The sequence below is a fragment of the Pantoea sp. X-Soil-ISGK-421 genome (assembly GCF_059730785.1).
The window spans coordinates 2,796,502-2,817,510 of record NZ_AP035979.1 but is presented as its reverse complement, the minus strand read 5'-3'; the positions used below and the strand labels follow the sequence as shown (position 1 = coordinate 2,817,510).

Sequence of the window (21,009 nt, the reverse complement as noted above, 5' to 3'; positions counted from 1 at the left end):
TGCAGACCACTTTGCCGTAAACTTGGGGGAAATCACAACAGGAGAATACGATGTCAGCGGTGTTAAAATTTGCCCCAGCCTGTGCCAGCGAAAGCCTGGCTTATCTGCAACATAAACTGACCTACTACACCGATGCGTGGGATCTCGCGGCAGATCTGGCGCAGGGAGTTTCGGCGATTACGGTGATCGATGCACGTTCTGAAGAGGTTTATCAGGCCGGACATATCTGCGGTGCCCTCTCATTTCCCCATCGCAGCATGAATGTGGAATCCACTGCACATCTCGATCGCAGCAACGTTTACATCACCTATTGCGACGGCATCGGCTGTAACAGTTCAACCAAAGCCGCGCTCAAACTGGCGTCGCTGGGGTTTCAGGTGAAGGAGTTAATTGGCGGACTGGATTTCTGGAAGCGCGATGGTCATCCAATGGCGTGGGGCGCGGCAGCGGGTGAATGGCCACTCGCCACGCCCGCTGCACACTGCGGCTGTTAGATAAACAGCCACAGCAGGAAGATGAACACGAAAAGCGCGCCTATCAGCGTCAGTGCCGGGCGCTGAGCCAGCGGCTGCGGCAGCATCTGAATAAACGGCGACCAAATCGGCTGCGGGCGAATTGCACTCTCCGCCAGCGGTTGTTCGTGCAATTTCTCGGCACGGCGGCTAAACAGCAGATTCAGCAGATCCTGCGTCTGCGCGGGCGTCAGCACCGTATTCGGCAGCGCCTGGAAGCGCTGTTGGCTGTAATCTTCCAGCAGTCGCTGCTCATCATGCGTAAGTGGCTGCTTCAGCGAGTTTTCCAGCATTTGCAAAGTTGGCGCGCTGTGTTGGCCCAACGTCTGACGAACCTGCAAATATTGCGTCAGCAGCGGGAAGTGGCGTGAGGGAATTGGATCGCCACTTTTCAGGTTCACCAGCTTCAGCGTATCAGTCAGCAATTTCACTGGGGATTCACCGGTGGTGGCAGCAAGCCGCGTGACCTGCTGGTTGAGCGATTGCTGCTCTGCCGGCAACAAACTGCGATCGGAAACGCGCGTTTGCTGCGGCTGCGGGATCGCTATCTGGCCGTTCTGCAGCATCGTCAACACCTGACGCAGTTGATCCTGTGACAACGCGCTCAACACCGTTTGGTTAAACTGCTGACGAATAAAATCACTCACCGCCTGGCGATTATTGCCCTGCGGCAGTTTCTCCAGCAGCTGTTGTAGCAACTGGCGCGTGGCGAGACTGTTTTGCACCTGGGTTAAGCGACCATTGAGATGCTGTTCCGCCGCCGGGAAGTGGCGCGATTGCAGCTCAGCTTCACTTTTCACACCGACTTCATGACGCACGCCAGCCCACAGTTCGGGCGCTTTCAGGGTACTTAACGACATGATGCGTACAATCAGACGTTCCAGCGTGGTGCGCTGGGCAGGCGATAGCGGCTGCTCACCAACTGGACCACCAGGACGCGTCGGGCCAGTAGCCTGAGATAAAGGGGAACGATCGCCCGCGGGCACACCGGGACCGCTGAGAGGTTGCATGGCGGAATCCTTGAAAACGGGTCAGATCCGGGTGCGCCGGAAAAAAGAGGCCACATGATAGCAAAAGCCCCCAGGAAATCCACGGGGGCTGCGGCCTTTCCGGAGAATAAACTCAGGCAGCGGGATCGGGAAGGGTGACATTGCGCGGCTTGCGTAACGGGGTTTTCAGACGTTGCGCCAGAATAACGCCGACTAACGTCATGCCGCCACCAATCCAGTGATAGGCATGCAACTGCTCATGCAGGAACATCACGGCAATAATGGCAGTAAATGCCGGTACGAAATTCATAAAGATGCTGGTGGTGCTGGCACCCAAACGCTGCACGCCAAGGATCCACAGAAACGGCGCGATAATCGACGCAAATAGTCCGGCATACAGCACCAGCGGCAGATTGTGCAGGTTCAGCGTGACATCCGGTGCGCGCAGGAAGCCGGGCAGCAACAGCAGCACGCCAAAGAAAATCTGCACATACAGGCTTTGCCAGGTCGGCAGCGGAATTGCCCAGCGCTTGGTCAGCACGCCGTACAAGGCGTAAGAGGTTGATGCCGCCAGCATCATCAATTCGCCATTGCCAAGGCGTTGGTTCAGCAACTGCGCCGGGTTGCCTTCGCTCACCAGCCATACCAAACCGGCGAACGACAGCGCGCCGCCAATCAGGATGCCGCGTGTTGGCGCGAGGCGCAGCACAATAAGGCTGAGCAGAATGGTCAGCAGCGGAATGGTCGCGCCGAGGATACCCATCATCACTGCGGAAACGCTGTGCGCCGCGTAATAGGCAAGGCTTTGATACAGCACCATGCCGAGCAAGCCGAGAATCAGCAGCCGCCAGCCGTTCGTTTTAATGGTGTGACGATGACGCCACACGCCTGGCAGGCAGAACGGTGCCAGCACCACCAGCGCCAGTAGCCAGCGATAAAAAGAGATCGCCGCAGGATCGATACTTCCCGCCGAGAGTTTGCTGACGATAGTGTTGATCGACCAAATCAGCACCGCGATCAGCGGAAACAGTAAATTCATGATACAGCTCCTCAAATAATCGCGAATAGTTTACGTTTGACCGGTTTAAAGTAGATAGTTAAAATCGGACAATATTCGTTAGTGACCGGACAGAATGAATCTTCAAGTCGAATACCAGCCGCCAATTGATGCGCCCTTATTGCGCTACTTCATGCGTTACGACGAGGTCAACGCCAAAACCGAATATCTCGCGCACGCGCATGATTGGGGGCAGGTGATCTTCGTCACCCGTCACGTGCTGGAGATGGAAGTGGAAGGCGAACGTCTGCTGACGCCCGCCGATATTCCGATCTGGATTCCTGCCGGGCATCGTCACAGCAGCTATAACCATAACGATGCGCGCTTCCGTACTTTCAATCTTGCCGCCGATCGCTGTGCGGGCCTGCCCGATAAAGCCTGCTTATTACATGTCGATGCCATCGTGCACGCCATCATGAATGACTTTGCCCGCCGCGAGCTGGCGCAGCCGCAGACGCAAGCCGACTGGCGGCTTTGCGAAGTCTTAATTGATCGCCTGCGTATGGCCCCAGTGCACAACAGCTATTTGCCGATGTCGGACGACAAATTTCTCGCGCCGATTCTGCGCGCCCTCGAAGCGCATCCCGGCGATAACACCACGCTGGCACAATGGGCGAAGCGCGTGTTCACCACTGAGCGTACGCTGGCGCGACGCTGTCAGCAGCAGTTGAATATGTCGTTCAGCGAGTGGCGGCAACGTTTACGCTTTCTGCGCGCTATCGCATTATTGGAGCAGGGTTGCAGCGTGCAGGGCATCGCCCATGAGTTGGGTTACAGTTCGGCATCAGCGCTGATTGTGATGTTCCAGCAGCAGGCCGGTACCACGCCCGATCGCTATCGCAGTCGGTTAGGTTAATCCCCGGCTTTATGCCAAAATATGCCCCCGTTGATTTCAACCAGACAGGACCGCCGCAGTGAAAATTCTCGTCGATGAAAATATGCCCTATGCCCATGAACTGTTCAGCCGCACCGGTGATGTGTTGGCGGTACCAGGACGCCCGTTGCCGGAAGCAGAGCTGCAGGATGCCAGCGGCTTGATGGTGCGTTCCGTTACCAAGGTGAATGCGGCGCTGCTGGCCGGTACGCCGGTGAAGTTTGTCGGCACTGCGACAGCGGGTACTGATCATATCGATGATGCGTCGCTGGCGGAGGCGGGCATCAGCTTCTCGGCAGCGCCGGGCTGTAACGCTATTGCGGTAGTGGAATATGTGTTCTCCTCGCTGCTGCTGCTGGCAGAGCGCGATGGTTTTGAACTGCGCGATCGCACGGTGGGCATTGTTGGCGTAGGCAATGTGGGCGGCCGCCTGCAGAAGCGTTTAGAAGCGTGGGGCGTGAAAACGCTGCTGTGCGATCCGCCGCGCGCCGATCGTGGCGATCAGGAAACCTTCCATTCACTGGATGATCTGGTGGCGCAGGCCGACATCCTGACCTTCCACACGCCGCTGTTTAAAGAGGGCCAGTATAAAAGCTGGCATCTGGCCGATGCGGCGCTGCTGATGGCGCTTAAACCCAACACCATTTTGATCAACGCCTGCCGCGGTGCGGTGGTGGATAACGCTGCGCTGCTGGAAGTGTTGAAGATGCGCCACGATCTCAGCGTGGTGCTGGATGTGTGGGAGCCGGAACCGGACCTGTCGCTCGATCTGCTGGATAAGGTGGATATCGCCACTGCGCACATCGCGGGTTACACGCTGGAAGGCAAAGCGCGCGGTACCACCCAAGTGTTTGAAGCCTGGTGCGATTTTATCGGTCAGCCACAGCAGGTCGCACTAGAAAGCCTGTTACCTGCGCCCGAATTTGGTTCTATCACCCTGCGCGGCAAACTCGATCAGCCAACGCTAAAACGCTTAGTGCATCTGGTGTATGATGTGCGCCGCGACGATGCGCCACTGCGCAAGGTGGCGGCAAAACCGGGCGAGTTTGATCGTCTGCGCAAACAATATGAAGAGCGTCGCGAATGGTCATCGCTGCAAGTGAACTGCGATGATGCTGAGACGGTGGCGATGCTCAATCAACTCGGCTTCCGTGCCAGTTTGTAAAGTTAATTCAATCACCTGCAATAGTGCGGGGATAAATCCTAAATCTCGGGCGGTGAAAACACCGCCTTCTGTTTTTGTGTCATTGTCTGGAGTAAACCAACATGTCTGACGGCTGGAATATCGCGCTACTGGGCGCAACAGGCGCAGTAGGGAACGCTGTACTGGAACTGCTGGCTGAACGCCAGTTCCCGGTTGGTGAGTTGTATCTGCTGGCGAGTGAAAACGGTGCCGGTGAGAACAAACGTTTTGAGGGACGTACCGTGCTGGTGCAGGATGCGGCCGAGTTTGACTGGACGCAGGTGCAGTTAGCGTTTTTCACCGCCGGACGTGAAGCCTCGGCGCGCTATGCCGAAGAAGCCGCGAGCCAGGGTTGTCTGGTGATTGATAGCAGCGATCTGTTCGCGCTTGAACCGGACGTGCCGCTGGTGGTGCCAGATGTGAATCCGCAAGTGCTGGCGGATTACCGTAATCGCAACATTATCACCGTGGCCGACAGCCTGGTGAGTCAACTGTTGTGCGCGATCAAACCGCTGGTGGATCTGGCTGGCCTGAGCCGTTTGCAGGTGACCAACCTGATTGCGGCCTCCAGCCACGGTAAAGCCGCGGTGGACGGTTTAGCCGGTGAAAGCGCGCGTTTGTTGAACGGCGTGCCTGCTGAACAGCACTATTTTGGCCGCCAGCTGGCGTTCAACATTCTGCCGCTGCTGGCTGACAGCAATGGCAGCGTTGAGAGTGAGCGCCGCGTGGTTGAGCAGGTGCGTAAGGTGCTACAGGATGAAGGTTTGCCGATTGCGGTGAGCAGCGTTCAAGCGCCGGTGTTCTATGGTAATGCGCAGATCGTGCATGTGGAAAATCTGCGTCCGTTGTCAGCTGAAGAAGCGCGCGATGAACTGGGTCGCTCTGGTGATATCAATCTGAGCGAGGAGAGTGATTATCCTACTCAAGTAGGCGATGCCTCCGGCAGTGAAGTACTGAGCATTGGCTGCGTGCGCAATGATTACGGCATTCCTGAGCTGCTGCAGTTCTGGTCAGTGGCAGACAACATCCGTTTCGGCGGCGCACTGATGGCAGTCAAAACCGCCGAGAAGCTGGTGCAGGAGTATTTCTATTAATGTTGCCTGAAGGTAAAACGCTTAAGCTGGCGTTGGGTATTGAATACGATGGCAGCCGTTATTACGGCTGGCAGCGGCAAAATGAAGTGCGCAGCGTGCAGGAAAAGCTGGAGAAGGCGCTGTCGAAGGTCGCCGATCACCCGGTGGTGGTGTTCTGCGCTGGCCGCACCGATGCTGGCGTGCACGGCACCGGGCAAGTGGTGCATTTTGAAACCACCTCGCCGCGTGCCGACGCGGCCTGGACGTTAGGCGTTAACGCCAATCTGCCCGATGACATCGCGGTGCGTTGGGTGAAAGCAGTGCCGGACGAGTTCCATGCACGTTTTAGCGCCACGGCGCGCCGTTATCGCTACGTGATCTACAACCACCGGCTGCGTCCGGCAATTCTGGGGAATGGCATTACCCATTATTATCATCCGCTGGATGTGGAGAAGATGCAGCGCGCCGGGCAGGCGCTGATTGGCGAGAATGACTTTACCTCGTTCCGCGCGGTGCAGTGTCAGTCACGTACGCCGTGGCGCAACGTGATGCATCTCAACGTCACGCGTCATGGACCGTATGTGGTGGTGGATATCAAAGCCAACGCGTTTGTGCATCATATGGTACGTAATATTGTCGGTAGCCTGATGGAAATCGGCACGGGCAATCAGCCGGAAGAGTGGATGGCGACGCTGCTCGCGGCCAAAGATCGTAAGCTGGCGGCGGCGACCGCCAAAGCCGAGGGGCTTTATCTGGTGGCGGTGGATTATCCATCCCACTTTGCTTTACCTCAGCCTGCGTTGGGACCGTTGTTCCTCGCGGATTAACCGTTAATTAGGATGTCGGGAGTCGTATGGAGTTCATCCATTTTTTGATCGATTTTATTCTGCATATTGATGTGCATTTAGCCGAGCTGGTGGCGCAGTACGGCATCTGGATTTACGCCATTCTGTTCCTGATTCTGTTCTGTGAAACGGGTTTAGTGGTGACGCCGTTCCTGCCAGGTGATTCGCTGCTGTTTGTCGCCGGTGCATTGGCGGCATTGCCGGGTAACGATCTCAACGTGCATCTGATGGTGACGCTGTTAGTGATTGCCGCCATCCTTGGGGATGCGGTGAACTACACCATTGGGCGTTTGTTCGGGGAGAAGCTGTTCAGTAACCCGAACTCGAAAATTTTCCGTCGCAGTTACCTCGATAAAACCCACGCGTTCTACGACCGCCATGGCGGCAAAACCATTATACTTGCGCGCTTTGTACCAATCGTGCGAACCTTTGCCCCCTTCGTGGCAGGGATGGGACATATGTCTTATCGCCACTTCGCGCTCTTTAACGTGACGGGCGCACTGCTGTGGGTGCTGCTGTTCTCTTACGCCGGTTATCTGTTTGGCGACTTGCCGATTGTGCAGGAGAACCTGAAGCTGCTGATCGTCGGCATCATCATTGTTTCTATACTGCCAGGCGTAATTGAAGTGTGGCGTCATCGCCGCCAGCAGAAGTCACAGTAAGCTCGTAACCAGATTTTTATCCACAGCGTGAACGGGTTGTGGTTTAATGAGCGACATTTACGGCCTGCTGAAGGTGATTTCAGCAGCAATGAAAAGACTGGACCAGGTCAGCATTAAATAGAAAGGTCATCAATGAGCTGGATTGAACGCATACTGAATAAAAGCACTGCCACGCCAACGCGCAAAGCCAGCATCCCGGAAGGGGTGTGGACCAAGTGCGATAGCTGTGGACAGGTGCTGTACCGCGCCGAGCTGGAGCGTAACCTCGAAGTCTGCCCGAAGTGCGACCATCACATGCGCATGCACGCCCGTGAGCGTTTGCATAGCATGCTGGATGAAGGTTCGCTGGTTGAGCTGGGTAGCGAGCTGGAACCAAAGGATCTGCTGAAGTTCCGCGACTCGAAGAAGTATAAAGACCGTTTGGTCGCCGCACAGAAAGACACCGGCGAGAAAGACGCGCTGGTGGCGATGAAAGGCACGCTGCACGGTATGCCGATTGTCGCTGTGGCTTTTGAGTTCTCCTTTATGGGCGGCTCAATGGGTTCAGTGGTTGGCGCGCGCTTTGTGCGTGGCGTTGAGCAGGCGTTGGAAGACAACTGCCCACTGATCTGCTTCTCCGCGTCAGGCGGTGCACGTATGCAGGAAGCGCTGCAGTCGCTGATGCAAATGGCGAAAACCAGTGCGGCCCTGGCGAAAATGCAGGAGCGCGGCTTGCCGTACATCTCCGTGCTGACCGACCCAACCATGGGCGGCGTGTCAGCCAGCTTCGCGATGTTGGGCGATCTCAACGTGGCGGAACCGAAAGCGCTGATCGGCTTTGCCGGTCCACGCGTTATCGAGCAGACCGTGCGCGAAAAACTGCCGCCGGGCTTCCAGCGTAGTGAGTTCCTGATTGAGAAAGGCGCGATCGACATGATTATCCGTCGCCCGGAAATGCGCTTTAAGCTGGCAAGTCTGCTGGCGAAAATGATGAACCTGCCAGCACCGCTGCAGGATGGTAATCAGCCTGATGTGGCTGAGCCGGAGAGCAACGAAGCCTGACAGGCAACGGAAAGGAACCTTCCTTTCCTCCAATGCACCGTCTACACGACATCATTCGAGCTGCAGCAAGGCGGCAAGTGAATGCATCCCCGGGAGCTGACTTTGGTAAGTGACCGGGGTGAATGAACGCAGCCAACGCCGCTGCAGCTTGAAGGATGATGTGTATTTATTAAGAACGGGACACATGGATAATTCTCTTCCTCAAGCCACGTCGCCTTTGGCCACGTGGCTTCATTATCTTGAGCACCTGCATTCTCAGGCCATTGAATTAGGCCTGGATCGTATTCAACGCGTCGCTGCTCGCCTCGACCTGCTCAAACCTGCTCCCTTTGTCTTCACCGTCGCCGGCACTAACGGCAAAGGCACGACCTGCCGCACGCTGGAAACGTTATTGATTGCTGCGGGCTATCGCGTGGGCGTCTACAGCTCGCCGCATCTGGTACGTTACACCGAGCGCGTACGCGTGCAGGGCGCTGAACTGGATGAGGCGCAGCACAGCGCCAGTTTTGCCGCGATTGAAGCCGGACGCGATGACATTTCACTGACCTACTTTGAGTTCGGCACCTTGTCGGCTTTCAATCTGTTCCGCGCGGCCAATCTTGATGTGGTGATACTGGAAGTCGGCCTAGGCGGACGTCTTGATGCCACCAATATTGTCGATGCCGATGTGGCGGTGATCACCAGCATTGCGCTGGATCACACCGATTGGCTCGGTCCGGATCGTGAAAGCATCGGCCGGGAAAAAGCCGGCGTGTTCCGCGCAGGTAAACCGGCGGTAGTCGGTGAAGCCGACATGCCGGGTACCATCGCGCAGGTCGCGGCTGAGAAGGGCGCCGTGCTGCTGCAACGTAATCGCGACTGGCAATGGCAGCAAACCGGCGCCAGCTGGACGTTGCAGGATGCGCACGGTGAACTGCGTGATTTACCGCTGCCGCAGGTGCCGTTACCCAATGCTGCGACCGCACTTACCGCGCTGCGTGCGTCAGGTTTGACGGTAAGCGAAGCGATTATTCGTCAGCATCTTCCGCTGGCTATTCTGCCGGGACGTTTCCAGACCGTCAGCGAAGCGCCGCGCGTGATTCTCGATGTGGCGCACAATCCGCATGCCGCTTACTATCTGGCTTCGCGTCTGGCTGAAGAGGCGCACAGCGGGGAAGTGCATGCGGTGGTTGGCATGCTGCACGACAAAGATATCGCGGGCACGTTGGCGGCGCTGGCGCCGCAGGTTGATCGCTGGTATTGCGCGCCGCTTGATGGCCCACGCGGTGCCTCAGCCGATGAGCTGCTGGCGCATGTGGATGGCGGCGTGCCTTACAGCAACGTTGATGCAGCCTGGCAAGCGGCGCGTCAGCAGGCGCGTCCCGAAGATGTGATTCTGGTGTGTGGCTCTTTTCACACCGTAGCGCAGGTTATGGAATCGATGGCAGCGGAGAACGGCAGTGGCAAGTAAGTTCCAAAATCGCTTAGTCGGTACGGTCATTCTGGTGGCGATCGGTGTCATCGTGTTGCCCGGCCTGCTGGACGGAAAGAAAAAGCATTATAAAGAAGAGTTCGCGGCGATTCCGCTGGTGCCAAAACCGGACGATCAGCAGGATAGCGAAATGGTGCCGCCGGTAACCCAACCTCTACCCGCACAGCCGCCAGAAGGGGCAGGTGCGGCGCAGAGTCAAAACGGGGGTAAAACTGCCACTAATGGCAGCGCCCAGCCGACGCAGAATAGCGAGCCAAGCGTGGTAACGCCGCCGCCGGTGCATCAGCAAATCCAACCGAAACCGGTTGAACAGCCGAAGCCAAAACCGGTCGAGCAGCCGAAACCGAAGCCGGTTGAGCAGCCGAAGCCAAAACCGGTTGAGCAACCGAAGCCGAAACCGGTTGAGCAGCCGAAGCCGGTGGAACAGCCTAAACCGGTGGAAACGCCGAAGCAGAGCGAACCCGCAGCGCCAGCCGGTCAGGCATTTGTTGTGCAGCTGGGTGCGTTGAAGAACGCGGCAAAAGTGAGCGAGATTGTGGCGCAGCTGCGTCTCTCTGGTTATCGCGCCTTCACCGTGCCGTCCACGCCGGTGCAGGGACAAATCACCCGTATTTATGTCGGTCCGGATGCCAATAAAGCGAAGCTGCAAGGTTCGCTGAGCGAACTGCAAAGTATCTCCGGCCTCGGTGGCGTGGTGAAACCGTATAGCGCGCGATAAAGCGCTGATAAGCCGCGCCGATGGCAGAAAAAGGCGCGGCTTTACAAAAATTTTGTAGCGAAGCGCGGCAATAAAATTATTAAATATCAGTGGATTAAATCGCTGATAACACACAGGGCGAGGAAAGTTTTTTTCATCGCCCTTTTTGCGGAAACAGAACCGGAAAACCCTACGCAAACGTTTTCTTTTTCTGTTAGAATGCGCCCCGAACTGGATGCAGGGGTGCGATAGCACTGGGCTGGAAGAGTTCATGATCTGGATTGATTACGTCATTATTGCGGTAGTTGGTTTTTCGGCTCTGGTCAGCCTGATTCGTGGGTTTGTCCGGGAAGCCTTATCTCTCGTTACCTGGGGATGTGCGTTTTTTGTCGCCAGTCATTATTACGCCTACCTTGCAGTCTGGTTTACGGGTTTTGACGACGAACTGGTTCGCAACGGCATCGCTATCGCGGTGTTATTCGTTGCCACCCTGATTGTGGGTGCCATCGTGAACTATGTGATCGGCTCGCTGGTTGAAAAAACTGGCTTGTCGGGAACCGACAGGGTGTTGGGGGTCTGTTTCGGGGCGTTGCGTGGCGTGCTGATCGTGTCTGCTATGCTGTTCTTTCTCGATACATTCACCGGCTTTTCCAAAAGTCCTGACTGGCAACAGTCGCAACTCATTCCCCAGTTCAGTTACATCATCAGGTGGTTTTTCGATTACCTGAAAAGCACGTCGAGTTTTTTACCCCGGTGACACCATCGGGAGTGCGGCTAATGAGGAAATGACAATATGTGCGGTATTGTTGGTATCACCGGTTTCATGCCAGTAAACCAGTCAATCTATGACGCGTTAACGGTGCTTCAGCACCGCGGGCAGGATGCCGCCGGCATTTGTACCATCGATGCTATTAACTGCTTCCGTTTGCGTAAAGCTAACGGTCTGGTCAGCGATGTGTTCGAAGCGCGCCATATGCAGCGCCTGCAGGGCAACATCGGGATTGGTCACGTGCGCTATCCAACGGCAGGCAGCTCCAGCGCCTCTGAAGCGCAGCCTTTCTACGTGAACTCCCCTTATGGCATCACGTTGGCGCATAACGGCAACCTGACCAACGCCCATGAGCTGCGTAAACAGCTGTTCGAAACGGGTCGCCGTCACGTTAATACCACCTCTGATTCCGAAATCCTGCTGAACATCTTCGCGCAGGAGCTGGACCGTTTTCAGCACTATCCGCTGGAAGCTGACAACATTTTTGCTGCGGTGGCGGCGGTGCATCAGCAGGTGCGCGGCGCTTACGCAGTGGTATCAATGATTATCGGACACGGTATGGTCGCCTTCCGCGATCCAAACGGTATTCGTCCGCTGGTGCTGGGCAAGCGCGTGATCGCCGATGGCCGCACTGAATACATGGTGGCGTCGGAAAGCGTCGCACTGGATACGCTGGGCTTCGAATTCATCCGTGACGTAGCACCTGGTGAAGCGGTGTACATCACCGAGCAAGGCCAGCTCTCTACGCGTCAATGCGCGGAGAACCCGAAAACCAACCCGTGCCTGTTCGAGTACGTTTATTTTGCCCGTCCGGATTCGTTCCTCGACAAAATTTCGGTGTACAGCGCGCGCGTGCGCATGGGCACCAAGCTGGGCGATAAAATCGCCCGCGAGTGGGAAGATCTGGATATCGATGTGGTGATTCCGATTCCGGAAACTTCAACCGATATCGCGCTGGAAATCGCGCGTATCCTCGATAAGCCGTATCGTCAGGGATTTGTGAAAAACCGCTACGTTGGCCGTACCTTCATTATGCCGGGCCAGCAGCTGCGTCGCAGCGCGGTACGCCGTAAGCTGAACGCTAACCGCGCCGAGTTCCGTGACAAAAACGTGTTGCTGGTGGATGACTCCATCGTGCGCGGCACCACTTCGGAACAGATTATCGAAATGGCGCGTGAAGCCGGTGCGAAACGGGTTTACCTGGCTTCAGCAGCACCGGAAATTCGTTTCCCGAACGTTTACGGCATCGACATGCCAAGCGCGACTGAACTGATTGCACACGGGCGTGAAGTGGAAGAGATTCGCCAGCTGATTAAAGCCGATGCGTTGATTTTCCAGGATCTGGACGATCTGATCGAAGCCGTGCGCGAAGAGAATCCGGATATTGCCCAGTTCGAGTGCTCGGTATTCAACGGCATTTACGTCACTAAAGATGTCGATCAACAGTACCTTGAGTATCTGCAGTCGCTGCGTAATGACGATTCCAAAGCCATCGCGCGTCAGACAGAAGTAGAAGGCCTGGAGCTGCACAACGAAGGCTAAGCCGAACGTGGTGGCAGAGTAAAAGCAGGGCGGGCGCAATCCCGCCCTGTTTGTTTTTGTATTTTTGCTCAGCGAGCCGCTATCATTGCCGCAATCTGAACGAGCAAGGCTAAATGATGAAACGACTGATCATTGGAATTTCCGGCGCCAGCGGCGCGATCTATGGTGTGCGCATGTTGCAAGTGCTGCAACCGCTGGCGGAAGTGGAAACCCATTTGGTGGTCAGTCCCGCGGCGCGGCAAACGCTGGCGCTGGAGACCGATTTCAGCCTGCGTGAGGTGCAAGCGATGGCCGATGTGGTGCATGACGTACGCGATATCGCCGCCAGCATCTCATCCGGTTCTTACAAAACCCTCGGTATGGCGATTGCTCCTTGCTCCATGAAAACGCTCTCAGGCATTGTCCACAGTTACAGCGACAGTTTGCTGACCCGTGCCGCTGATGTGGTGTTAAAAGAGCAGCGTAAGCTGGTGCTGTGCGTGCGCGAAACGCCGCTGCATTTAGGACATCTGCGCATGATGACCACGGCAGCTGAGCTAGGTGCACTGATTATGCCGCCGGTGCCGGCGTTCTATCACCGTCCCCAATCGATTGGCGATTTAGTCGATCAAACGGTTAATCGCGTGCTTGATCAGTTCGATATTGAACTGCCAGAAGATCTTTTCACGCGCTGGAGTGGCGCATAATGGTGCATTAATGCACTGCTGGTGTGCAAATTCGCGTGCGCGATCACTCTTCGTGCATCTTGTGCACCAAAAGTTAACAATGTCGCTTTTTCTTCCTCACACCGCTGTTATATTTCCCTCACAAACTAAGTGCTTGCGCCGCTCACGGGCGCAGTATTTAGTGCGCTTGCGCAGCGTTTAGCCGATTCACATAACTGGCATGAAATGTGCACATCTTACAGCGCAAACCAACACATCACGCACCACATAACAATAAGCACTTCACTTGAGGGTTACCTATGAAAAAGCGAGTTTTGGCTCTTTCTCTGATGCTGGCAATGGCAAGCAGCGCGAGTGTCTTCGCCGCTGTGCCGCAGTCGTTGCGCATCGGAACTGACCCGACTTATCCGCCATTCGAATCTAAGAACGCGCAAGGCCAGCTGGTGGGCTTTGATATCGATCTGGCGAACGAAATTTGTAAGCGTATCAAGACTAAATGTACTTATGTGGAAAGTGATTTCGATGCGCTGATCCCGTCGCTGAAAGCGAAGAAAATCGACGCCATCATCTCTTCTCTCTCTATCACCGAAAAGCGTCAGGAAGAGATCAACTTCTCTGAAAAACTCTACGCGGCAAATGCTCGCTTAGTGGCGCCAAAAGGCTCCACGCTGAAGCCAACCATTGAATCGCTCAAAGGCAAAAATATTGGTCTGCTGCAAGGCACTACGCAGGAAACCTATGCAAAAGAGTACTGGCAGCCAAAAGGGGTCACCGTTACGCCTTACGCTAACCAGGATCTGGTGTATCAGGATTTGAACGCCGGCCGTATTGATGCCGCGTTCCAGGATGAAGTGCAGGCGAGCGAAGGCTTCCTGAAGCAGCCAGTTGGCGCAAAATATGCGTTTGCGGGCCCAGCAGTGAAGGACGACAAAATCTTTGGCGTCGGTACCGGTATGGGCTTGCGTAAAGATGACGCAGACTTGAAGGCGGCGATTGATAAAGCCTTTGGCGAAATGCGTAAAGACGGCACTTACGACAAGATTGCTAAGAAGTATTTTGATTTCAACGTGTACGGCGACTAACAGTTCTGTCTCCTGACTTTAGCCCTTCAAGCCGCAGGATCGTTGGCTTCGTGTATTCATCCCGGTCACTTACTTGTGTAAGCTCCCGGGAATTCATACACTTGCCGCCTTCCTGCGACTCGAATGTCTTGGTCAGTGCCGTTTTTTGCACTAGACGGTAATTTTACATTTTCCTCACGACAGGATTGAATCATGTTGTATGGCTATTCCGAAGTAATCCTCAAGGGTACCCTTGTGACGCTGGAGCTGGCGCTCAGTTCGGTGTTGCTGGCAGTGGTGCTCGGCTTAATTGGCGCTGGCGCCAAACTCTCCCGCAGTCGCCCGCTGGCGATGCTGTTTGAAGGCTACACCACCTTAATTCGCGGTGTACCCGACTTAGTATTGATGCTGCTGATCTTCTACGGTCTGCAGATCGTCCTGAATATGATCACCGACGCGCTGGGACTGGCACAGTTTGATATCGACCCGATGGTCGCCGGTATCATTACGCTCGGCTTTATCTACGGCGCTTACTTTACTGAAACCTTCCGTGGCGCATTTCTCGCCGTGCCAAAAGGGCAAATCGAAGCGGCAACGGCTTTCGGTTTTACCGGCTCACAAACCTTCCGTCGCATTCTGTTCCCGGCCATGATGCGCTTTGCGCTGCCGGGTATCGGCAACAACTGGCAGGTTATTCTTAAAGCCACGGCGCTGGTCTCGCTGCTGGGTCTGGAAGATGTGGTGAAAGCCACGCAGCTGGCCGGAAAAAGCACCTGGCAGCCGTTCTACTTCGCCATTGTGGCGGGTGTGATTTATCTGGTGTTTACCACGCTGTCGAACGGCGTGCTGTGGTGGCTTGAACGTCGCTACACGGTGGGTGTGAAAAGGGCAGAGCTATGATTGAGATTATTCAGGAATATTGGAAACAGCTGCTCTGGACCGATGGTTACCGTTTTACTGGCATCGCGATTACGCTGTGGTTGTTGATCATCTCGGTAGTGATCGGCGGTTCGCTTGCCGTGCTGCTGGCGATTGCCCGCGTCTCCTCCAACCGCTTTATCTCTACGCCGGTATGGCTGTTTACCTACGTGTTCCGCGGCACGCCGCTGTATGTGCAGCTGCTGGTGTTCTACTCTGGCATGTACACGCTGGAAGTGGTGAAAGGTACTGAACTGCTCAACGCCTTCTTCCGCAGCGGGCTTAACTGTACGCTGCTGGCGTTCACGCTGAATACCTGCGCCTATACCACCGAAATCTTTGCCGGTGCAATTCGCTCGGTGCCGCACGGTGAAATCGAAGCGGCTCGTGCCTATGGCTTCTCGCCGTTTAAATTGTATCGCTGCATCATTCTGCCTTCGGCACTGCGCACCGCACTGCCGGCGTACAGCAATGAAGTGATTTTGATGCTGCACTCCACCGCGCTGGCGTTTACCGCCACCGTGCCGGACCTGTTAAAAATCGCGCGCGATATCAACTCGGCCACCTATCAGCCGTTTACCGCGTTTGGCATCGCTGCGGTGCTGTATCTGATTATCTCTTACGGGCTGATAAGCTTGTTCCGCAAGGCTGAACAACGCTTCCTGGCGCACGTAAAACCTTCTTCATCGCATTGAGTATCACTATGGCTGACAATAAATTAAGCGTTACCGAACTGCACAAACGTTACGGTGAACATGAAGTATTAAAAGGCGTATCGCTGCAGGCTAATGCTGGCGATGTGATCAGCATTATTGGCTCGTCTGGTTCCGGGAAAAGTACTTTCTTGCGCTGCATTAACTTCCTCGAGAAACCGAGTGAAGGCACGATTGTGGTCAGCAATCAGCAAATCAATTTGGTGCGCGACACTGATGGTCAACTCAAAGTCGCTAACAAAGAGCAACTGCGTATGCTGCGCACGCGCCTCACCATGGTATTTCAGCACTTCAATCTGTGGAGCCACATGACGGTGCTGGATAACGTCACCGAAGCACCGATTCAGGTGCTGGGGCTGAGCAAGGCAGAAGCGCGTGAGCGTGCGATTAAGTATCTGGATAAAGTCGGCATTGATGCGCGGGCGCGCGCCAAGTATCCGGTGCATCTCTCTGGTGGCCAGCAGCAGCGCGTGTCGATTGCGCGTGCGTTGGCGATGGAGCCAGAAGTATTGCTGTTTGACGAACCTACTTCTGCGCTCGATCCAGAATTGGTCGGCGAAGTGCTGCGCATCATGCAGAAGCTGGCGGAAGAGGGCAAAACCATGGTGGTGGTAACGCACGAGATGGAGTTTGCTCGTCACGTCTCTAATCACGTGATCTTCCTGCATCAGGGCAAAATTGAAGAACAGGGCACGCCGGATGAGCTGTTCGGAAACCCGAAAAGCCCGCGCTTGCAGCAGTTTTTAAAGGGATCGTTGAAGTAGTTTCTGTGCACGCTGTCCCCCACCTCGGTCCTCCCCCATAAATGGGGGAGGAAGATGCTGCAATATGTGCGTACTGATGCTGCATGTGGCAGCGTCTCCTTCCCCCGCTGGCGGGGGAAGGCCGGGATGGGGGACAGCCAGCACATTTTACTCCCGCAGCAACTTCAGCGCCGTATCCTCATCCGTCACCAAACCTGACACCCAGCCGCCCTGCAGCGCCGCGCGGATCGCCGGATATTTACGTTCGCTGCCGGCGAAGCCAATAATCTGGCGTTGCGTCTGGCTCTCGAGCAACACGCTCGTCAGCAGTTCATCGGTTTCCCCCAACACGCGTTCGCCTTGCTGATTGAAAAAGTGTCCGAGCATTTCGCCGACCACGCCGCGTGCGTTGAGCGCAGCAACTTGCGCATCGGTGATAAAACCTTCAGCATGCAGCGGGCAGCCCGGCTGCACTTCACCGATGCCAACGAAAGCGACATGGGCCTGCAACGCGCGTAACGTCACGCGCTGATAAACCTGATGCTGAATCCACATCGCTTTATCTTGCGGCGTGTCGGCATACAGTGGCGCAGGAATAAAGAAATACTTGCCCTGCATCTTCTCCGCCATCTTCAGTGGCACATCGTAGCGCGTGCCCGAATCATCCCGCGCAATCGCGCCAATCATCGAAACGCACTGATGCTGCGGTCGTTCAACCCAGGGAAGCGCATCAATCATCGAACGCAGCGTCTTACCGGAACCAATGCCAAATACCTGCGGTTGCTCCTCGCTGATGTATTGCGCCATTACCGCCGCGCCTTCTACCGCCAGCATCTGCTGGATGGCGTCATCATCAAGGTTGGCGGAAGGCACCACGCGGCATAGTTGCAGGCCAAACTTCTCCTGAACGTCGCTCGCCAGATGCAAACAATGGGTAACCGGATGATCAATCTTTACGCTCACCATGCCCATTTCACGCGCGCTGGAGACTAAACGCTGTGCCACCTGACGTGACAATCCTAATGCGCGTGCAATCTCCTGCTGCGTCACGCCCGCCACGTAATACATCCAGGCCGCACGTGCTGCCAGTTCTTGTTTTTTCTCTTCTCTGCTCATCGCGCTGTTCCGTCAAAACCGGTGCGCCATGTTAACGCGATATGCGGAACATGTGCTAATTGAGCAAAAGCCCTAAAATTGAGCAAAAGTATTAATTGTGATTTGGCTCGCAGAACGATCGACGTCGCACGCACTATGCTAAATGAAATCGGGCAAATGCCCTTAACTTTGGCAAATGTTTATTTTGAGGCGAAGATGACCAATCAATCAGTGTGGATGCATATCGGCGCAGGTTCTTTCCACCGAGCGCATCAGGCGTGGTATCTGCATAAATTGCGCGAGCAGGGCGATGAGAGCTGGAGCATTGCGCTGGGTAATATCCGTAACGATGCGGCACCGCTGCTGAAACAACTTGCTGCGCAAAATGGCGAATATGTGCTGGAGACGGTGACACCAGAAGGCGAACGTGATTACGAAACCATCACTTCACTGCGCAAAATTCTGCCGTGGGACAGCGACATCAGCGCGCTGGTTGAGCAGGGGGCGAAAAGTGAAACCCGCGTGATAGGTTTTACCGTCACCGAAGCCGGTTACTATTTAACGCCTAATTTCGAACTCGACCTCACGCAGCCTGATGTGCAGGCCGATATAAACGGCGACATCCGCACGATTTATGGCGCACTGGCGCGCATTCTCATGCACCGCCTGGCCAACGGTGGTGCGCCTGTCACGCTGCTCAACTGTGACAACCTGCGCCATAACGGCGAACGCTTCCGTCAAGGCTTCCTCACGTTTCTTACGGCCAAAGGCGACAACGCATTAGCGAGTTGGGTGCGAGAAAATACTACGTCGCCAAACACCATGGTGGATCGCATTACGCCGCGGCCAACCGCCGATGTGGCTGAGCGCGTCAAAGCCGCCACGGGTAAAGATGATGGTGCGGCGGTAATGGCCGAATCCTTTATTCAATGGGTGATTGAAGATGACTTCATTGCCGGTCGCCCGCAGTTGGAGAAGGTTGGCGTTGAGCTGGTGGAATCGGTATTGCCGTGGGAAGAGGCGAAAATTCGCATTCTCAACGCCACGCATGCGGCAATTGCCTGGGCAGGCACGCTGATTGGTCTCAATCACATTGATGACAGCATGCGTCAGCCGGCGATTTATCAATTAGCTTATGACTACGTGACACAGGATGTGATGCCATCGCTGTCGCCAAGCCCGCTGGATTTGGCCGACTATCGCGATGTGGTTCTGGCGCGTTTCAGCAATCCCTTTATCAAAGACACCAATCAGCGTGTTGGCGCGGACGGTTTGTCGAAAATCCCCGGCATGGTGACGCCAACGCTGTGCGAATGCTATCAGCGCGGGGCAGAACCGGCGGCGACTGCCGTGCTGCCTGCGCTGTTCTTCCTGTTCCTGCAACGTTGGGCTAATGATGACCTGCCTTACACCTATCAGGATGGCGTGTTGCAGACGGATGCGTTGCGTCAGCAGTTTAGCCGTCCCGATGCACTTACCGCTTTCCTGAGCGATAGTGCGCTGTTTGGCGAACTGGCACAGGACAAGGCGTTTCATGCGCTGATGACGCGCACCGTAGCAGACCTGCAGCAGTGGCTGAAACAGCCGGAACGCACGCTGGCCGCGGTGTAAGGAGCGCATCATGTATCTTGGAATTGATATTGGCACCTCGGAACTCAAAGCGCTGATCATCAACGCACAGGGCGATATTGTTGCCTCCCATCACGCCACGCTTAATGTACAGCGTCCGCATGCGCACTGGGCTGAACAGGATCCCGAGCGCTGGTGGCAAGCGTGCGGTGACGTCCTCGCCGAATTGCGCCAGCAGGACGCACAGGCCTGGCGTGAGATCCGTGCCATCGCTTTGTCAGGGCAAATGCACGGTGCGGTATTGCTGGATGCGCAAGGCGAAGTGCTGCGTCCATGCATCCTGTGGAATGACACGCGCAGCGCACCACAATGTGCAGCGCTCAGTGCGCAACATCCGGAAATGATGCAGCTAAGTGGCAACATGATCATGCCAGGCTTTACCGCGCCAAAACTGCGTTGGGTGGCGGAACATGAGCCGGAGATTTTCCAGCGCATCGACAAAGTGCTGTTGCCAAAAGATTACCTGCGCTGGCGCCTGACCGGACAGTTTGTCAGTGAACCTTCTGATGCGGCAGGCACGCTGTGGCTTGACGTGGCACAGCGCGACTGGTCCGACGAACTGTTAGCCATCACCGGACTGACGCGCGCCCACATGCCGGATTTGGTCGAGGGCAGCGCAGTGAGCGCCACGCTCAAGAGCGAGCTGGCAACTCTCTGGGGTTTATCGGCGTCGGTTAGCGTGGCGGGCGGCGGCGGCGATAATGCGGCCTCGGCGGTGGGCGTCGGCGCGGTCAATCCGGGCGATGCCTTTATCTCACTCGGTACTTCTGGCGTGATATTCGTGGTTAACGATCGTTTACGGGCCGATCCGCAATCGGGCGTTCACGCCTTCTGCCACGCTTTGCCCGGACGCTGGCATCAGATGAGTGTGATGCTCAGTGCCGCCAGCTGCCTGCGCTGGCTGTGCAATTTACTGTCTGTTACGGAAAGCCAGCTAATGGATGAGATGGCGCAACTCAGCGAGGAACAGCGACGCTATGCGCCAGTTTTCCTGCCGTATCTCTCCGGCGAACGCACGCCACACAACGATCCTGATGCTTCGGGCTCTTTCTTTAATCTGCGCCACGAAACGCCGCGTGCGCTACTTGGCTATGCGGTAATTGAGGGCGTGGCTTTTGGTCTGGCTGATGGTTTCGCGGTGCTCGGTGATGCACAGCGGCAGATTCGGCAGTGCAGTCTGACCGGCGGCGGGGCGCGCAGCACGCTGTGGGCGCAGCTGATTGCTGATGTGCTTCAGCTGCCGATCGTCACGCATCCTGCCAGCGCCTCGGGCGCCTTGGGTGCCGCGCGTCTGGCGTGGCTGGCCGTTGGCGGCGCAGAAAATGAAGTGTGTCTTAAACCGCCGCTACAGGCGCGTTATCAGCCGGATGCCGCACGCGGCGCCGTGCTGCAACAGCGATTGCAGCTGTTCCGCGCGCTCTATGCGCAACAGCAACAGGCACGCGCGCTGCTGCCCCAATAATTCCAAAC

Annotated in this window: 21 protein-coding genes; 18 read left to right on the top strand and 3 right to left on the bottom strand. The window is 56.0% G+C overall.

Annotated elements, in window-relative coordinates; all coding sequences use genetic code 11:
* Positions 1 to 50 precede the first annotated feature (50 nt).
* Entirely contained in the window at positions 51 to 494 is a 444-nt protein-coding gene (locus AC6I8K_RS13070) for a rhodanese-like domain-containing protein (protein WP_497826860.1), read from the top strand.
* On the opposite strand, the gene flk is transcribed toward AC6I8K_RS13070, so the two are convergent.
* Positions 491 to 1,522, bottom strand: coding sequence for a flagella biosynthesis regulator Flk (gene flk / locus AC6I8K_RS13065; protein ID WP_497826859.1), 1,032 nt, complete (start codon positions 1,520 to 1,522; stop codon positions 491 to 493). The two genes, AC6I8K_RS13070 and flk, sit on opposite strands and share 4 nt — an antisense overlap.
* A gap of 112 nt (positions 1,523 to 1,634) precedes the next feature.
* A complete protein-coding gene (locus AC6I8K_RS13060; protein WP_064739355.1) occupies positions 1,635 to 2,540 on the bottom strand; it encodes a DMT family transporter in 906 nt (301 codons plus the stop codon).
* Between the two features lie 94 nt (positions 2,541 to 2,634).
* Here AC6I8K_RS13060 and AC6I8K_RS13055 point away from each other — a divergent pair, with 94 nt between their 5' ends.
* From AC6I8K_RS13055 to hisP, 15 genes are all read left to right on the top strand, one after another.
* A complete protein-coding gene (locus tag AC6I8K_RS13055; RefSeq protein ID WP_497826858.1) occupies positions 2,635 to 3,414 on the top strand; it encodes an AraC family transcriptional regulator in 780 nt (259 codons plus the stop codon).
* A 58-nt stretch (positions 3,415 to 3,472) separates the two neighbouring features.
* On the top strand, positions 3,473 to 4,597 hold the full coding sequence (pdxB, locus tag AC6I8K_RS13050; RefSeq protein WP_497826857.1) for a 4-phosphoerythronate dehydrogenase PdxB: 1,125 nt from the start codon (positions 3,473 to 3,475) through the stop codon (positions 4,595 to 4,597).
* A 101-nt stretch (positions 4,598 to 4,698) separates the two neighbouring features.
* On the top strand, positions 4,699 to 5,709 hold the full coding sequence (locus AC6I8K_RS13045) for an aspartate-semialdehyde dehydrogenase (RefSeq protein ID WP_483817804.1): 1,011 nt from the start codon (positions 4,699 to 4,701) through the stop codon (positions 5,707 to 5,709).
* Positions 5,709 to 6,515 carry a tRNA pseudouridine(38-40) synthase TruA gene (truA, locus tag AC6I8K_RS13040; protein WP_483817803.1) on the top strand — a complete coding sequence of 269 codons (807 nt, stop codon included), beginning with the start codon at positions 5,709 to 5,711 and terminating at the stop codon, positions 6,513 to 6,515. Before AC6I8K_RS13045 ends, truA begins: the two co-directional genes overlap by 1 nt.
* Positions 6,516 to 6,541: 26 nt before the next feature.
* Positions 6,542 to 7,195 carry a DedA family protein gene (locus tag AC6I8K_RS13035; RefSeq protein ID WP_064739350.1) on the top strand — a complete coding sequence of 218 codons (654 nt, stop codon included), beginning with the start codon at positions 6,542 to 6,544 and terminating at the stop codon, positions 7,193 to 7,195.
* Between the two features lie 132 nt (positions 7,196 to 7,327).
* The gene (accD, locus tag AC6I8K_RS13030) at positions 7,328 to 8,236 is read left to right on the top strand and encodes an acetyl-CoA carboxylase, carboxyltransferase subunit beta (RefSeq protein WP_007889268.1); all 909 of its coding nucleotides are present in this window, start codon (positions 7,328 to 7,330) and stop codon (positions 8,234 to 8,236) included.
* Between the two features lie 184 nt (positions 8,237 to 8,420).
* Positions 8,421 to 9,686 carry a bifunctional tetrahydrofolate synthase/dihydrofolate synthase gene (gene folC, locus AC6I8K_RS13025; RefSeq protein ID WP_483817802.1) on the top strand — a complete coding sequence of 422 codons (1,266 nt, stop codon included), beginning with the start codon at positions 8,421 to 8,423 and terminating at the stop codon, positions 9,684 to 9,686.
* Positions 9,676 to 10,425: a cell division protein DedD gene (gene dedD, locus AC6I8K_RS13020; RefSeq protein WP_064739348.1), complete on the top strand. Its 750-nt coding sequence runs from the start codon at positions 9,676 to 9,678 to the stop codon at positions 10,423 to 10,425. Before folC ends, dedD begins: the two co-directional genes overlap by 11 nt.
* 250 nt (positions 10,426 to 10,675) lie before the next feature.
* Positions 10,676 to 11,161: a colicin V production protein gene (cvpA, locus tag AC6I8K_RS13015; protein WP_064739347.1), complete on the top strand. Its 486-nt coding sequence runs from the start codon at positions 10,676 to 10,678 to the stop codon at positions 11,159 to 11,161.
* 36 nt (positions 11,162 to 11,197) lie between these two features.
* On the top strand, positions 11,198 to 12,715 hold the full coding sequence (gene purF, locus AC6I8K_RS13010) for an amidophosphoribosyltransferase (RefSeq protein WP_064739346.1): 1,518 nt from the start codon (positions 11,198 to 11,200) through the stop codon (positions 12,713 to 12,715).
* A 116-nt stretch (positions 12,716 to 12,831) separates the two neighbouring features.
* Positions 12,832 to 13,401, top strand: a complete 570-nt coding sequence (locus tag AC6I8K_RS13005; protein ID WP_064739670.1) for a UbiX family flavin prenyltransferase — start codon at positions 12,832 to 12,834, stop codon at positions 13,399 to 13,401.
* 278 nt (positions 13,402 to 13,679) lie between these two features.
* Positions 13,680 to 14,462, top strand: coding sequence for a lysine/arginine/ornithine ABC transporter substrate-binding protein ArgT (gene argT, locus AC6I8K_RS13000; protein WP_064739345.1), 783 nt, complete (start codon positions 13,680 to 13,682; stop codon positions 14,460 to 14,462).
* A gap of 192 nt (positions 14,463 to 14,654) precedes the next feature.
* A complete protein-coding gene (locus tag AC6I8K_RS12995) occupies positions 14,655 to 15,341 on the top strand; it encodes a histidine ABC transporter permease HisQ (RefSeq protein WP_064739344.1) in 687 nt (228 codons plus the stop codon).
* Positions 15,338 to 16,054 (top strand): ABC transporter permease, encoded by a 717-nt coding sequence (locus AC6I8K_RS12990; RefSeq protein WP_008105190.1) that lies wholly within the window; start codon positions 15,338 to 15,340, stop codon positions 16,052 to 16,054. The genes AC6I8K_RS12995 and AC6I8K_RS12990 overlap by 4 nt, the downstream gene beginning before the upstream one ends.
* Before the next feature lie 8 nt (positions 16,055 to 16,062).
* Positions 16,063 to 16,836, top strand: a complete 774-nt coding sequence (hisP, locus tag AC6I8K_RS12985) for a histidine ABC transporter ATP-binding protein HisP (RefSeq protein WP_064739343.1) — start codon at positions 16,063 to 16,065, stop codon at positions 16,834 to 16,836.
* Between the two features lie 147 nt (positions 16,837 to 16,983).
* Here hisP and AC6I8K_RS12980 read toward each other — a convergent pair whose 3' ends face one another.
* Positions 16,984 to 17,931 (bottom strand): sugar-binding transcriptional regulator, encoded by a 948-nt coding sequence (locus tag AC6I8K_RS12980; protein ID WP_497826856.1) that lies wholly within the window; start codon positions 17,929 to 17,931, stop codon positions 16,984 to 16,986.
* 195 nt (positions 17,932 to 18,126) lie between these two features.
* Here AC6I8K_RS12980 and dalD point away from each other — a divergent pair, with 195 nt between their 5' ends.
* Both dalD and xylB read left to right on the top strand, forming a co-directional pair.
* Positions 18,127 to 19,521: a D-arabinitol 4-dehydrogenase gene (dalD, locus tag AC6I8K_RS12975; protein WP_497826855.1), complete on the top strand. Its 1,395-nt coding sequence runs from the start codon at positions 18,127 to 18,129 to the stop codon at positions 19,519 to 19,521.
* Positions 19,522 to 19,531: 10 nt separating this feature from the next.
* A complete protein-coding gene (gene xylB / locus AC6I8K_RS12970; RefSeq protein WP_497826854.1) occupies positions 19,532 to 21,001 on the top strand; it encodes a xylulokinase in 1,470 nt (489 codons plus the stop codon).
* Positions 21,002 to 21,009 lie beyond the last annotated feature (8 nt).

What these genes read in the sequence shown, in the direction of transcription:
- AC6I8K_RS13070 (WP_497826860.1), top strand. Translation starts at nt 51, where the DNA reads ATGTCAGCGGTGTTAAAATTTGCCCCAGCCTGTGCCAGCGAAAGCCTG.
- flk (WP_497826859.1), bottom strand. Translation starts at nt 1,522, where the DNA reads ATGCAACCTCTCAGCGGTCCCGGTGTGCCCGCGGGCGATCGTTCCCCT.
- AC6I8K_RS13060 (WP_064739355.1), bottom strand. Translation starts at nt 2,540, where the DNA reads ATGAATTTACTGTTTCCGCTGATCGCGGTGCTGATTTGGTCGATCAAC.
- AC6I8K_RS13055 (WP_497826858.1), top strand. Translation starts at nt 2,635, where the DNA reads ATGAATCTTCAAGTCGAATACCAGCCGCCAATTGATGCGCCCTTATTG.
- AC6I8K_RS13045 (WP_483817804.1), top strand. Translation starts at nt 4,699, where the DNA reads ATGTCTGACGGCTGGAATATCGCGCTACTGGGCGCAACAGGCGCAGTA.
- truA (WP_483817803.1), top strand. Translation starts at nt 5,709, where the DNA reads ATGTTGCCTGAAGGTAAAACGCTTAAGCTGGCGTTGGGTATTGAATAC.
- AC6I8K_RS13035 (WP_064739350.1), top strand. Translation starts at nt 6,542, where the DNA reads ATGGAGTTCATCCATTTTTTGATCGATTTTATTCTGCATATTGATGTG.
- accD (WP_007889268.1), top strand. Translation starts at nt 7,328, where the DNA reads ATGAGCTGGATTGAACGCATACTGAATAAAAGCACTGCCACGCCAACG.
- folC (WP_483817802.1), top strand. Translation starts at nt 8,421, where the DNA reads ATGGATAATTCTCTTCCTCAAGCCACGTCGCCTTTGGCCACGTGGCTT.
- cvpA (WP_064739347.1), top strand. Translation starts at nt 10,676, where the DNA reads ATGATCTGGATTGATTACGTCATTATTGCGGTAGTTGGTTTTTCGGCT.
- purF (WP_064739346.1), top strand. Translation starts at nt 11,198, where the DNA reads ATGTGCGGTATTGTTGGTATCACCGGTTTCATGCCAGTAAACCAGTCA.
- AC6I8K_RS13005 (WP_064739670.1), top strand. Translation starts at nt 12,832, where the DNA reads ATGAAACGACTGATCATTGGAATTTCCGGCGCCAGCGGCGCGATCTAT.
- argT (WP_064739345.1), top strand. Translation starts at nt 13,680, where the DNA reads ATGAAAAAGCGAGTTTTGGCTCTTTCTCTGATGCTGGCAATGGCAAGC.
- AC6I8K_RS12995 (WP_064739344.1), top strand. Translation starts at nt 14,655, where the DNA reads ATGTTGTATGGCTATTCCGAAGTAATCCTCAAGGGTACCCTTGTGACG.
- AC6I8K_RS12990 (WP_008105190.1), top strand. Translation starts at nt 15,338, where the DNA reads ATGATTGAGATTATTCAGGAATATTGGAAACAGCTGCTCTGGACCGAT.
- hisP (WP_064739343.1), top strand. Translation starts at nt 16,063, where the DNA reads ATGGCTGACAATAAATTAAGCGTTACCGAACTGCACAAACGTTACGGT.
- AC6I8K_RS12980 (WP_497826856.1), bottom strand. Translation starts at nt 17,931, where the DNA reads ATGAGCAGAGAAGAGAAAAAACAAGAACTGGCAGCACGTGCGGCCTGG.
- dalD (WP_497826855.1), top strand. Translation starts at nt 18,127, where the DNA reads ATGACCAATCAATCAGTGTGGATGCATATCGGCGCAGGTTCTTTCCAC.
- xylB (WP_497826854.1), top strand. Translation starts at nt 19,532, where the DNA reads ATGTATCTTGGAATTGATATTGGCACCTCGGAACTCAAAGCGCTGATC.